This window comes from Lachnoclostridium sp. An181 (assembly GCF_002160325.1).
Taxonomy (GTDB): domain Bacteria; phylum Bacillota; class Clostridia; order Lachnospirales; family Lachnospiraceae; genus An181.
In genome coordinates this window covers 16509-29284 of record NZ_NFKJ01000013.1, presented here as the reverse complement: position 1 = coordinate 29284, position 12776 = coordinate 16509, and the positions used below count along the sequence as shown (strand labels likewise).

The following is a 12776-nucleotide window of genomic DNA, read 5'->3' as shown; positions in this document are numbered from 1 at the left end:
CAATATCAAACGATGTTATAATGGCGGCGGTACATATGGATTGATTGAAGAAAGGAACAAAAGAGAAATATGGCCGAAAGAGAGAATGGAAGAAGAAATGCCGGAAGGCGCCAGGAGGAGAATTTCAGGAGAAATCAACTCGAAGCAGGGCAGCTTGAAAAGAGACAGGAACAGAAAAGAAACAGAAACGAAAATAGAAAAACTTCCAGACAGAAATCTCGGGACGCAGATATAATTGCTGAAAGAAAAGCGCAGAAAGAAAAAAAGCGTCAGGAAGAACAATTAAAAAGGATGGAAGAAAGACGGAAAAAGCACCAGAAACGTATGGAGAACCGGGCTAACAGGCCAAGTAAGAATACAGGACTCATCCTGTTTGTACTTCAGCTGATGGCATCAGGGCTTTTTATGTCGCTTTTAGTCTGGTTAAATATTGTGCCGACACTGCAGCTTTTGGCTGTAGGAGGTATACTGGTATTGCTTGCGCTGCTTACTTTGTTCAGTCAGCTCAAAGCAAGCAAAAAAGGACTGGCAGGAAAGATATTCAGCGTTATTGTAAGTATTATTCTTTTGGTTGGTTCTTTCTGGGTATATAAAACATACGATATTGTCGGAAAGATCACAAATGCAAATTATAAATTGGACCGTATGGTTGTGGCTGTGCTCAAGGATGACAGTGCAAATGATCTGAAGGATGCCAAGGACTATACTTTTGGTGTTCAGTATCAGATGGATGGTATGAAAGTGCAGAAGGCTGTGGATAAGATCAACAAAGAGATTGGCAAAGAGGTGGCGACACAGACTTATGATAATATCAGTGAGCAGGCAAAAGCGCTGCATGATGGAAAAGTAAAAGCCATTATCTACAATGAAGGTTACACAGAATTACTTGAGGAATCATTTTCAGCTTACAAAGACAGTATAAAAGTCATCTATGAGTATGAAATTAAGACAGAGATGGAAAATCTGTCGCTGGATGTATCGGTTGAAAAGGAGCCTTTTACTGTCTATATCAGTGGAATTGACACGTACGGAGATGTGAGCGAGACGAGCAGAAGTGACGTCAACATTATCGCCACGGTAAATCCGCAGTCACATCAGATACTTCTTGTGACCACGCCAAGAGACTACTATATCCCGATACCGGGCATCTCAAGAGGACAGGAGGATAAGCTGACGCATGCCGGCCTGTACGGAGTGGACCGTTCCATGGCGACCTTGTCTGAACTGTACGGAGTGGATATTCCGTTTTATGCAAGGATAAATTTTACTTCTATGATTGAGATCATCGACACCCTCGGAGGAGTGGATGTGGTGTCTGAGTATGAGTTTGAGACCGGAACAGATGCAGGTGCGGTTGTTTCCGTAAAGAAGGGTATGAATCATTTCAACGGTAAAGAAGCGCTTGCATTCTGCAGAGAAAGACATAATCTTGCAGACGGAGACAATCAGAGAGGAAAAAATCAACAAGCCGTATTGACCGGAATGATCAAAAAATTGGTCACCCCGAATATGCTTGTAAAAGCCGGAAGCATTATGGATAGTGTGGCAAAGAGTGTGGATACGAATATGTCTACAGACCAGCTTACAAGACTGATCAGAAATCAGCTGAAAACAAATGCGAAGTGGTATATTACATCCGTTGCAGCTGAAGGAACACAGTACAGAACTTCAGATTGTTATTCCATGCCAGGCGAATCAGTTTATGTCTGCCTGCCTGATGAGAACAGTGTGGACAGTATCAAAGAGATGATCAACAAAGTCGAAAAAGGCCAAGTATTGGAAGAATATACAACCACATCAGAATAAAAAGCTTATGCGGAACTCAGAGAGTATCAGAGCTGTCTGTTTTCCGCATTTTTACTTAAAAAGGGCATAGAGAAACTTGGGTAATTATAAAATGTGCTTGATTTTTTAGGGCATGTACTGTATAATAACAACTTGTCAGGACATTGAAAATGTCAAGATATGGATGGATTCCCGAGTGGCCAAAGGGGGCAGACTGTAAATCTGTTAGCAACGCTTTCGGTGGTTCGAATCCACCTCCATCCATTTCCGCTATGCGGAAAGGCTTTGCCGGCGTGGCGGAACTGGCAGACGCACAGGACTTAAAATCCTGCGGGACTTATCCTCCCGTACCGGTTCGATTCCGGTCGCCGGCATTGATTGGGTCAGGGTGTTTCAAATCTTAAAAATGATGGCTTGAGACGCTTTTTATTTTTTCAAAAAAGTGTTGACAAATGAGAGTCTTGCGTGTAAAATAGTAAGAGTCTTGTGCAGCGGATGAGACCGGACAAAGACTTTGATTTTCGCCCAGATAGCTCAGTTGGTAGAGCAGAGGACTGAAAATCCTCGTGTCGCTGGTTCGATTCCGGCTTTGGGCATTGTGCGGGTGTAGTTCAATGGTAGAACACTAGCCTTCCAAGCTAGATACGTGGGTTCGATTCCCATCACCCGCTTGAAATTAAAAAAGAGTTTTGCGAAGTAATGTTTATTATGGAGCAAAACTCTTTTTGTATTTGTCAAAGTTTAGAGTGCTTTCTTCCTTAAAATATTTTATACTGATAACTATAAAGGTGGGGATAACATATGGCATCAATATTATTGTTGGAAGACGAGGAAAGTGTAAACAGAGGGATAGAGTTTATACTGGAAAAAGAGGGATACACGGTCTACAGTGCAGGGACCATAAAAGAAGCCAGGAAATTTGTCCGCGAAAAAGAGATAGATCTGATGATCTGCGATATCAATTTGCCGGATGGAAACAGTCTTGATTTCATAAAGCAGGTAAGGGAGAAAAGCAGTGTACATATAATCTGTCTTACTGCTCTGGATGGAGAGTTTGACCAGATTGCAGGGTACGAGGCAGGGGCGGACGACTATATCACAAAACCATTCAGTCTTTCCGTGTTTGTCCTGAAGGTAAATGCATACTTTAACCGCAATAAACAGGCGGTTTCAGATGTGGTCAAATCCGGGATCTGGCAGTTTCACCTTCGGGAGATGAAAGCAAAAGGACAGGGCAGAGAAAGTACTTTTACTAAGACAGAATGGAAAATGCTCAGGTTGTTTTTGGAACATCCCAAACAAATTCTCTCAAAAAGACAGATTCTGGAACAGCTTTTTGACGCGGACGGAGAGTTTGTGGATGAGAATACCGTGGCTGTCAATATCAGAAGGCTGAGAGAAAAAATTGAGCCGGAGATTGGAAAACCACAGTATATCCGCAATGTCAGAGGCCTTGGGTATGTATGGGATCAAGAATGCGTGAAAGGGCAGGAAGTCAGAGGATGAAAAAGAAACAAAAAAGACTTCTAGTCCAGTTGATTGTGGGGGCAGTGGTAATACTGGCAGTCACGCTGGGATCCATATGGTCCCACTATAGAGAGTACTGTGATAAGATGGCGATCATGGCGGAAGTGATCAGGACAGAAGGGAAGACGGAAGACATTCTTTTTACGATAAAAGGAACAAAAAAGATTTCAGACCGCGAGACACAAAAGGTTCTGCAAGAGTATGGATATAACAGCATGGAGTCAAGCGAGTATGGCAGACAGTTTTGTTTGAAAAGCGCAGTCACCGGGGCAGGCGGTCTAATGCTGTATGCGGCATATGCGGCTGTTTTGCTGTATGAAAGAAGAAAATCGAAAAAAGAGCAGGAAGAAGAATGGCTGAAACTTGTGCGGTATCTGGAAGAAATCCGTGGAGGCAATTACAAGCCCGATTACTACGATGATTATCTGGAAGAGGAAGGATACAGCAGACTGGTATTGGATCAGCTGGATTCCCTCTGCGAGTATCTGGATCTTGTGACAACACAGGCCAGGCAAGAAAAAGAAGAGATAAAAGCTTTGGTGACTGATATCTCCCATCAGCTGAAAACACCGGTGGCAGCATTGAATTCTTGTTTTGTAATACTACAAAAAGAAACATTGACAAAAGAAGAAAAACGAGAATTCGAAATGCGGCTTGCCAGCCAGCTTGAGGGACTTGAGCAGCTGATCAAAACGCTTGTGAATGTTTCAAAACTTGAGATGGGGCTGATAGAGATCCGGCTTAAGAAAGCCAGAATTTTTGACACTGTTTTGGAGGCGGTGAACCGGATCCTTGAAAAGGCAGAGGCAAAAGACATGGAAATTGAACTGGATGGGGATGAAGGAATTGAAGAGCTTGTGATCTGGCATGACAGGAAATGGCTGTGCGAGGCGTTAATCAATGTATTGGAAAATGCAGTGAAGTACAGTCCAAAGGGGACAACCATCTCCATCCGGGTAAAAAAATGGACTTCTTTTCTGAGACTGGAAATTCAAGACGAGGGAATTGGAATTCCGGCAAAGGAGTATCATAAAATTTTTCAAAGATTTTACAGAGGAGAAAGAACAGAGGTTCAGAAAGAAGAAGGTCAGGGAATCGGCCTGTATCTGACGAGGAAGATTATAAGTGGACACCACGGTACCATAACAGTGGGAGCCGGACAGATAAAAAAAGGCAGGGGCAGTATGTTTGTCATACAGCTCCCATATGAACAGGCAGAAAGTCTTACAGAACTGTAAGGCTTTCTTTTTTCTTTTGAAAGGTCATTGTAAGAAAAGCAGAGTATGCTGTATGTTAGAACAACATGTGGAAGAGAGAGAAAGGAAGTTAGAAATATGGATCAAATATTGAGAACAGAAAACCTGTGTAAATATTATGGAAACGGCGAAAATGAGGTGCGTGCTGTACAGCATGCAAATCTTGAGATAAAGAAAGGCGAATTTGTGGCGATCGTGGGAAAATCAGGTTCCGGAAAAAGTACGCTGCTGCACATGCTTGGCGGACTCGACAACCCTACAAGCGGTAAGGTGTTTATCCGGGGCAAGGATATTTTTTCCTATAAGGAGGACGCACTTGCCATTTTCAGGAGAAGAAAGATTGGGTTTATTTTTCAGTCCTTTAATCTGGTCTCCTCCATCAATGTCTGGGAAAATATCGTTCTCCCTGTTGGACTGGACGGGAAAAAGACAGATGAATCTTTTGTCATGGATATCGTGAAAACTTTGGGACTGGAGAAGAAACTGCACAACCTGCCAAACACTCTTTCCGGCGGACAGCAGCAAAGAGTGGCCATTGCAAGGGCGCTGGCATCAAAACCGGACATTCTTTTTGCAGATGAACCGACAGGAAATCTGGATTCCAGAACAAGTGATGAGGTCATGGGGCTTTTGAAAATGTCGGTGGAAAAATACGGGCAGACACTGGTGATGATCACACATGATGATGAAATTGCGCAGATTGCTGACCGGATTCTTATCATTGAAGATGGAAAGGTGGAAGAGATGAAATGAAAATGATCACACGACTTGCGCTCAACAATAATAAAAAGAATAAGACGAGAAGTATTTTGCTCATGACAGCAATCCTGCTCACAACAACACTCCTTGCGGCGATTGCGTCCTTTGGCTACGGAAATATCAAATACCAGCGGGATAATGCCATAGATCTGTACGGAAACTACTATGGAAGTTATGTGGGTGTGACAGAAGAACAGATCCAAAAACTGGAACAAAGAGGTGAGATAGAGGAGATTGGAAGGGCAGCATCTGCCGGGGAAGTGGAAAATAACACAAATATAAGTCTTGCCTGGATGGGTGATACTGCGCTTACAATGACGAATATGCAAGGAAGGCTGTCAGAAGGACATTTTCCAAAAGCGGAGGATGAAATTGCAGGAGAAAAGGCGCTGTTTGAAAAGCTTGGTTATCCGGATGCAAAACCTGGAGATCTGATTTCTTTGAATTTTAGAAGAAACAATCAGGAAGCGTATGTAGAAAAAACACTGGTTATCAGTGGGATTGTAAAGACAGCAGGAGAGGAGATGGAAAATCAGGGATATACAGGATATATCTCAGAGGGATTCTACAATTCCTGTTACAGTGAAAAGGACAGATCGTACAATGCATATTTCAGCCTCTCGGATGCTGTGTCAGTCAATTCCACAACACTGGAGCCAGTGGCAAAAGACCTGGCAAAAACATGCGGGATCAATCCGGAACAGACAGTGATCAATAGTTATTTTGCCATGTGGGTGCTTGATCCGGGAATGGAGATGATCGTCACATGCGTGGTGGTCGCGTTCATTGTACTTTTGTTTTCACTCCTTGTCATCTACAATATTTTTCAGGTAGGAATCGCACAGAAAATTCAGGAATACGGAAAGATCAAGGCGCTTGGAGCGACAAGAAAGCAGATGAGAAAACTGGTGTTCAGGGAAGGGATGATTCTTGCACTGCCGACAATTCCTGCCGGCCTTGTTGTTGGAACTGGAATCACAAAAATTTTTCTGGATTACTGGCTGAAAGAAAACAGTGCATCTTTGATGGCTGATACGAGCGTGAAGTTTTCAGTTTGTTCTATTCCGCTACTCTTACTCTGTGCGCTGGCTGCATTTTTGACTGTGTGGGCAGCGCTGAAAAAACCAATGAGACTGGTGGCAAAGATTTCTCCGGTAGAGGCGATCCGTTTTCAGGAAAATGCCAAAAAGTCTCAGGGTTTCAGAAAGGGAAAAAGGCGAATGTCTGTTCATGCGATGATGACGGCAAATCTTGCGATGAACAGAAAAAGAACAGTGACAACGATCATTACAATGGGGCTGTCCTGTGTGCTGTTTGTGGTTGCCGCAAATTTTACAGGCAATGTGAGCGTAAAGTATGATGCAAGAAAATATGTGCAGTACGGACAGTTCCAGATTGATTTACGTTATGAAAAAGATGATGCGGCTTACCCGGAGAATAATCTGGATTCTGTTTTGAAAAATAATCCACTGGATGAGGTGCTGGCGGATGAAATCGGGAAGATAGACGGAGTGATGGAGGTAAAAACACAAAATTATCTGTACGCATATGATAAGGACAATGTCCTCCACTCTATCTGTGTGATGGACCAAGAGCAGTTTGACAGGGAAGTGAGGCAAGGCTCTTTGAAAGGCGAGGTGGACTATGACAAAGCGTCAAGGGAAAACGCCCTGATCCATGGCTGGAGTTATTTTATGGAGGAGGAAGGATATAAGCTGAACGAGACCGTGCAGTTTGAGCTTGGCAGTCAGGATAAAACGGTCGAATACAGTGGAAAAATCATGGGTGCATTTGGAAGTGTAGATGCGGACTGGGTAATCACAGAGGATACATACAAAAAACTTGGTTTTGACAAAAAAAGTATCGGTACCATCTGGGTGGACTGCAAGGATGGAGACTGTCAGAGAGTGGAGACAGAGATAGGAAAGCTCCTGGAAGGAAAAAATCACTATGAAATCAGCACTTACAAAGGAGCGCTTGAAACGTCAAAGAGTACTCTCGGGATGTTTGAGACACTTTCCTATGCATTTTTGTTCCTTGTAGGGCTGATCGCGTTTATGAATATGGCAAACACGATCATTATCAGTATTATTACAAGGAAACGGGAGCTTGGGGTTCTGCAGGCACTTGGCATGACGAACAGGCAGTTGAATGGGATGCTCAGAAATGAAGGGTTACTGTTCACTGTGGGAAGTATCCTGACGTCGCTTTTGGTTGGCATGCCAATTGGATATGCTCTGTTCCTTTATGGAAAAGAACATGGCTATTTTGGGCTGGATGTCTATCATATTCCTTTTGCCGAAATCATTGGAATGATCCTGATTTTGGCGGTCATGCAGCTTATGCTGTCCTATATTTTGAGCAGAAATGTGAAAAAAGAATCTCTTGTAGAACGGATCCGCTATCAGGAGTAAAAGAAAAATAGTTGCAAAAATCCGAAATCGTATTATAATAGAAATACGATTTCGGATTTTTTGTATAAGTGAATATAAAAACAGGAGGAAGAAAATGAAAGATGATATGAAAACAAAGGTTCGTGAACTGGCGGTTGCGATCAATAATGTGGACGAAGGTTACTATGCGTATGCGAAAGAACTGGATATGAAGGAGTCGGAGCTGTGTCTGATGTATGCCATGGATGATGAAAAACCGCATACACAAAAACAGATACATGAGCAATGGATGATACCAAAGACAACGCTGAATACCATCACAAAGCAGTGGCAGAAGGAGGGGTATATTATGATGCGGCCCATACCGGGAAAGCGAAGAGAACTGGAAATGCATTTGACTGAAAAGGGAAAAGAATACATACAGAAACGTCTGGACATTCTTTACCGGGCCGAAGAAAAAGCCATGGAGATGACACTTAAAAAATATTCCGACAAGTTTATTGAAGTGGTGGCATATTTTGGAACGTGTCTGAAAGAAGTATATGAAGAGCAGTTTAGATGAAAGGAAGAAAACGTGTGCCATGAAGATGATTTTAAGATTTTTAAAACCATATAAGCTGTGGTGTGTCGTTACACTTGCGGTAATGCTCCTGGATGTGGTGGGAGCGCTTTTTATCCCCACACTCACGGCAGGGATGATCAACGAAGGAGTTGGAAACAGGTCTATTAGTGTGATCGCAGAGAAAGGAGCATTGATGTTTCTTGTGACAGTGCTTTCCGGTGCCGGGACTGTATTTGGCAGTTATCTGTGTGCGGTATTGTCTGCAAAGATCGGAAGAGATATGCGCAATGCGCTGTATGAAAAAACATTGGGGTTCTCGGATCATGATTTTGAAAAGTTTGGTACAGGTTCTATGATCGCAAGGACACAAAATGATGTAAATATTGTCCAGCAGGCGTTTGTGTGGAGTATTCAGATGGTTCTTCCGGTTCCGATCATGTGCGTGATGGGAGTGGTCATGGCGTTCTCTATTGACAAGGCTATGGGAACACTGCTCGTAGGGATCACTTTATTGGTTATCGTATGTGCAGTTTTTATCACAAGAAAAGCTGCGGTGATTTTTGGATCTTTACAAAAGTTTCTGGACAGGATCAATGTGGTGCTCCGGGAAAATATAACAGGAGTCAGAGTTCTTCGTGCATTTAATAAAGAACAATATGAAGAGAAGAGGATGAGAAGATCATTTGAGGATTATGCTTTGTCTTCCATTAAGGCCAATCGTCTTTTTGCGGGGCTGGAAAGTCTTGCCATATTGGTCATGAACTTGTGCATTGTTGCAATTCTATGGATTGGCGGCAACCGGATCGGACAGGGATTTATGAAAATCGGAGATATCACTGCACTGACAGAATACGCGATTTTAATCCTTTTTTATGTCATTATGGCGCAGATGGTGATCATTCTTCTTCCAAGAGCAAAAATTTGCCTTGAGAGAATTGATGCGGTTTTGTCTCATTCTCCTGAAATCTATGATGGAAGTGGGAAAATGGAAGAAGTAAAAGACACTGTATGTGCATTTCAAAATGTGGATTTTCGTTTTGAGGATGCAGACGAGGCGACGCTTGGCAACATTAGTTTTTCCTGTAAAAAGGGTGAGACAACAGCTATCATCGGCAGTACAGGGAGTGGAAAATCCACGATAGCAAAATTGCTTTTAAGATTCCACGATATACAAAAGGGAGCGATTGTATTTGGAGGCATAGATATCCGGAAGATACAGCAAAAAGATCTTAGAAAAGAAATTGCCTATGTGCCGCAAAAGGCATGGCTTTTTTCCGGTACGATTGCAGACAATTTAAGATTTGGGAATGAACAGGCAACGGAAACGGAGATGGAAAAGGCCTTAAAGACAGCGCAGGCAGATTTTGTTTTTTCTCTTCCCCAGGGGCTGAATACGTTTGTTGCACAGGGAGGGACCAATTTCTCCGGGGGACAAAGGCAAAGGCTCGCCATTGCAAGAGCGCTTATCAGAAAAGCGGATCTTTATATTTTTGATGACAGTTTTTCCGCTTTAGATTTTCAGACGGATGCAGCGCTTAGAAAGGCGCTTTCAAAAGAAATCCAGGATGCAGCTGTACTGATCATTGCACAGCGTGTGAATACGATCGTCAATGCACATCAGATCATTGTGCTGGAAGATGGAAAAATCGCAGGGCTTGGAACGCACAAGGAGCTGATGGAGCAATGCAGTATTTACAGAGAAATTGCAGAATCACAGATGAAGGGGGGAAAGACAGATGGACAATAGAGATGAAAATCTGGTGTTTGATGACGGGTATGGTGTAGAAAAACCACATCGCGCAATGCAGACTTTCAAAAGAATGTGGAAGTCCGTAAAAGAGCAGCACACGAGACTTTACATTGTTCTGGGTTCCGTTGTATGTTATACGATACTTTCTGTGGCAGCACCATTTTACAGCGCGGGGATAGTGAACCGGCTCTGGGAAAATATCAAGGCGGCAAATGGACTTGGAGTTGCGTTCCGGGTGACGTGGGAACAAGGCGGACAGGAAATTTTTCTTCTTTTTTTGATGTATCTTGGAGTATGGCTGTTTTCCACAGTACAGGCATTTATGATGGCAAGCTTTGCAGAGCGGTTAAGTTTAAGGCTGCGTACAGATATCAGTGAAAAATTAAACCGTCTGCCTTTATCCTATTTTGACAGGCATAAGACAGGGACAATTTTAAGTTACTGTACAAACGATTTGGATAAAATGGCAGAGGCTCTGCAGACAGGGCTGCTAAAGCTATTTACATCCACAGGGCTTATTATCGGATCCCTTATTATGATGTTTTATTTTCATGCTGGTCTGACATTGATATTCCTTGTGTTTATCGCGCTATCCATGTTTGTGACAAAACTTTTTTCCGGACAGACACTGCATCTGGCTGCTAAACGTCAACAATGTATGGGAAATGTAAATGCACTGGTGGAAGAATATTACACCGGGAGAACCATCATCAAAGCATTTGGCCAGGAAGAGAGCAGCGCCAAAAGGATGCGTCTTGCGACAGAAGAACTTGCGGAAACTGCCCGGAAAGCAGATTTTATGATAAATGCTATCAATCCGGCTATACGGATGGTGAATCGACTGGGACAGGTGTGCATTGCGCTGGCAGCAGGAAAATTTTTGATAGACGGTGTACTGTCAGTGGGAGCGTTTCAGGCATTTTTTCAGTATGTAAACCAGTCAGCCGAACCATTGACTGAAGCTTCGTATATGGTGAATGCAATGCAGTCAGCGTTGGCATCAGTGGAGAGGATCTATGAATTTTTGGATGAGCAAGAGCTTGAGCCTGACAGGAAAATGTCAGAAAAGGTAAAGGATGCAAAAGGATACGTGGAATTTCGGAACGTGCGGTTTGGCTATACGAAAGAGCGCACTCTTATGCACGACATCAGTTTTGTGGTAAAGCCCGGAGAAAAGGTGGCGATCGTGGGAAGTACAGGTGCAGGAAAGACTACGCTTGTAAATCTTCTTATGAGATTTTACGAAGTGGATGCGGGACAGATTTTTCTGGATGGGAAAAATACAAGAAACTTGAGCAGAAAGAATCTCCGTGAGAATTTTGGGATGGTGCTTCAGGATGCATGGCTGTTTGGAGGAACCATTGCCGAAAATATTGCCTATGGAAAACAAGATGCATCAAGGGAAGAGATCATTGCAGCCGCAAAAGCGGCCAGAGTCGATTTTTTTGTGCGCACATTGCCAAAAGGGTATGATACGATTCTTGGAAATGACATAGAGACAATTTCTGCCGGACAAAGACAGCTTTTGACGATTGCCAGGGCATTGCTTGCCAACCCTTCTGTACTTATACTGGATGAGGCAACCTCCAGTGTGGATACGAGGACAGAGCTTGAAATAGGAAAGGCAATGAAAGTACTGATGAAAGACAGAACCAGCTTTGTTATTGCCCACAGACTGTCCACCATTATGGATGCAGATTTGATCCTGGTGATGCAGAATGGAGACATTGTGGAAAAGGGAACCCACGAGGAGCTGATAAGGAGAGGCAGCGTGTATGCAAATCTTTACAACAGTCAATTTGCGGGTGATTGATGAAAAGACCTGGAAACAAGAAAACTTGTTTTCAGGCCTTTTGCAATATCCGGTATTTTATTTTGTCAGCACTTCTGCCCCGTTCTCAGTGATCAGAACCATGTATTCAATCTGAGCGGACAGACCGTTGTCTTCGGTGTATACAGTCCAGCCATTGTCCTCATCCACGAAAAAGTCAGGGGATCCTTCGTTGATCATTGGCTCAATGGTGAACATCATGCCAGGCACCAGGACCATCTCGCTTCCCTTTGGAGTCACATAGCTTACAAACGGATCTTCGTGAAATTCAAGTCCGATTCCATGGCCCCCGATATCCTCCACAACAGAGTAGCCGTTTGCCTGGGCATGGGAATTGATGGCATATGCAATATCCCCAAGATGGTTCCAAGGTTTAGCCTCTTTTAATCCGAGCTCCACGCATTCTTTTGTTACCTGCACCAGTTTTTTGGCACGTTCCGATACTTGGCCGATGCAGAACATTCTGGAGGCATCGGAAAAATATCCGTTTAAAATGGTGGAAACATCTACATTGATGATATCTCCTTCCTGAAGAATAATGTTTTCATCCGGAATTCCGTGGCACACTTCATTGTTGATAGAAGTGCAGACACTTTTTGGAAATCCCTCGTATCCAAGAGGAGCCGGAATCCCTCCGTGTTCGGTTGTGTAAGTGTATACAAGATTGTCGATTTGGGCTGTGCTCATGCCAGCCTTGATGTTGGCCGCCACATAATCCAAAACAGCGGTGTTCAGTTCAGCACTTTTTTTGATCTCTTCTATTTGGGCGGGAGTCTTGAGCATGGATCTGTCAGGTACAATTTCTCCTTTTGCGGCCAGCAATAATAATTTGTCGTCTATCTGCATGTGGCATTTTTTATACTTTTTGCCGCTGCCACACCAGCATAAATCATTTCTTTCCATATGCGATGTT

General features: G+C 43.3%; 10 protein-coding genes and 4 tRNA genes. 13 read left to right on the top strand and 1 reads right to left on the bottom strand.

Translation table 11 applies throughout. From position 1 onward, the window contains the following. Window positions 1-40 precede the first annotated feature (40 nt). From B5F18_RS12735 to B5F18_RS08835, 13 genes are all read left to right on the top strand, one after another. Entirely contained in the window at window positions 41-235 is a 195-nt protein-coding gene (locus B5F18_RS12735; RefSeq protein WP_242955832.1) for a hypothetical protein, read from the top strand. A 56-nt stretch (window positions 236-291) separates the two neighbouring features. Then, on the top strand, window positions 292-1806 hold the full coding sequence (locus B5F18_RS08890) for an LCP family protein (RefSeq protein WP_242955831.1): 1515 nt from the start codon (window positions 292-294) through the stop codon (window positions 1804-1806). 161 nt (window positions 1807-1967) lie between these two features. After that, window positions 1968-2049: transfer RNA gene (locus B5F18_RS08885), tRNA-Tyr, on the top strand. A gap of 23 nt (window positions 2050-2072) precedes the next feature. Then, a tRNA-Leu gene (locus tag B5F18_RS08880) sits at window positions 2073-2159 on the top strand. 149 nt (window positions 2160-2308) lie between these two features. Next, window positions 2309-2381 (top strand) — tRNA-Phe (locus B5F18_RS08875). Window positions 2382-2385: 4 nt separating this feature from the next. Further along, a tRNA-Gly gene (locus B5F18_RS08870) sits at window positions 2386-2456 on the top strand. Window positions 2457-2586: 130 nt separating this feature from the next. Beyond that, a complete protein-coding gene (locus tag B5F18_RS08865) occupies window positions 2587-3291 on the top strand; it encodes a response regulator transcription factor (RefSeq protein ID WP_087157320.1) in 705 nt (234 codons plus the stop codon). Then, complete coding sequence (locus B5F18_RS08860) at window positions 3288-4550, top strand: sensor histidine kinase (protein ID WP_242955830.1); 1263 nt, start codon at window positions 3288-3290, stop codon at window positions 4548-4550. Before B5F18_RS08865 ends, B5F18_RS08860 begins: the two co-directional genes overlap by 4 nt. 96 nt (window positions 4551-4646) lie before the next feature. Continuing rightward, the gene (locus B5F18_RS08855; RefSeq protein ID WP_087157318.1) at window positions 4647-5321 is read left to right on the top strand and encodes an ABC transporter ATP-binding protein; all 675 of its coding nucleotides are present in this window, start codon (window positions 4647-4649) and stop codon (window positions 5319-5321) included. Beyond that, entirely contained in the window at window positions 5318-7741 is a 2424-nt protein-coding gene (locus B5F18_RS08850; RefSeq protein WP_087157317.1) for an ABC transporter permease, read from the top strand. Before B5F18_RS08855 ends, B5F18_RS08850 begins: the two co-directional genes overlap by 4 nt. Before the next feature lie 94 nt (window positions 7742-7835). Continuing rightward, entirely contained in the window at window positions 7836-8282 is a 447-nt protein-coding gene (locus B5F18_RS08845) for a hypothetical protein (protein ID WP_087157316.1), read from the top strand. Between the two features lie 19 nt (window positions 8283-8301). Then, window positions 8302-10029, top strand: coding sequence for an ABC transporter ATP-binding protein (locus B5F18_RS08840; protein ID WP_087157315.1), 1728 nt, complete (start codon window positions 8302-8304; stop codon window positions 10027-10029). Then, complete coding sequence (locus B5F18_RS08835) at window positions 10019-11845, top strand: ABC transporter ATP-binding protein (protein ID WP_087157314.1); 1827 nt, start codon at window positions 10019-10021, stop codon at window positions 11843-11845. The genes B5F18_RS08840 and B5F18_RS08835 overlap by 11 nt, the downstream gene beginning before the upstream one ends. Before the next feature lie 57 nt (window positions 11846-11902). On the opposite strand, the gene B5F18_RS08830 is transcribed toward B5F18_RS08835, so the two are convergent. Further along, window positions 11903-12766 carry a methionyl aminopeptidase gene (locus B5F18_RS08830; RefSeq protein ID WP_087157313.1) on the bottom strand — a complete coding sequence of 288 codons (864 nt, stop codon included), beginning with the start codon at window positions 12764-12766 and terminating at the stop codon, window positions 11903-11905. Between the last annotated feature and the right edge of the window lie 10 nt (window positions 12767-12776).

Coding starts and splice junctions, on each gene's coding strand:
- B5F18_RS08890 (WP_242955831.1), top strand. CDS start 292: ATGGAAGAAAGACGGAAAAAGCACCAGAAACGTATGGAGAACCGGGCT.
- B5F18_RS08840 (WP_087157315.1), top strand. CDS start 8,302: ATGAAGATGATTTTAAGATTTTTAAAACCATATAAGCTGTGGTGTGTC.
- B5F18_RS08850 (WP_087157317.1), top strand. CDS start 5,318: ATGAAAATGATCACACGACTTGCGCTCAACAATAATAAAAAGAATAAG.
- B5F18_RS08835 (WP_087157314.1), top strand. CDS start 10,019: ATGGACAATAGAGATGAAAATCTGGTGTTTGATGACGGGTATGGTGTA.
- B5F18_RS08855 (WP_087157318.1), top strand. CDS start 4,647: ATGGATCAAATATTGAGAACAGAAAACCTGTGTAAATATTATGGAAAC.
- B5F18_RS08865 (WP_087157320.1), top strand. CDS start 2,587: ATGGCATCAATATTATTGTTGGAAGACGAGGAAAGTGTAAACAGAGGG.
- B5F18_RS08830 (WP_087157313.1), bottom strand. CDS start 12,766: ATGGAAAGAAATGATTTATGCTGGTGTGGCAGCGGCAAAAAGTATAAA.
- B5F18_RS08860 (WP_242955830.1), top strand. CDS start 3,288: ATGAAAAAGAAACAAAAAAGACTTCTAGTCCAGTTGATTGTGGGGGCA.
- B5F18_RS08845 (WP_087157316.1), top strand. CDS start 7,836: ATGAAAGATGATATGAAAACAAAGGTTCGTGAACTGGCGGTTGCGATC.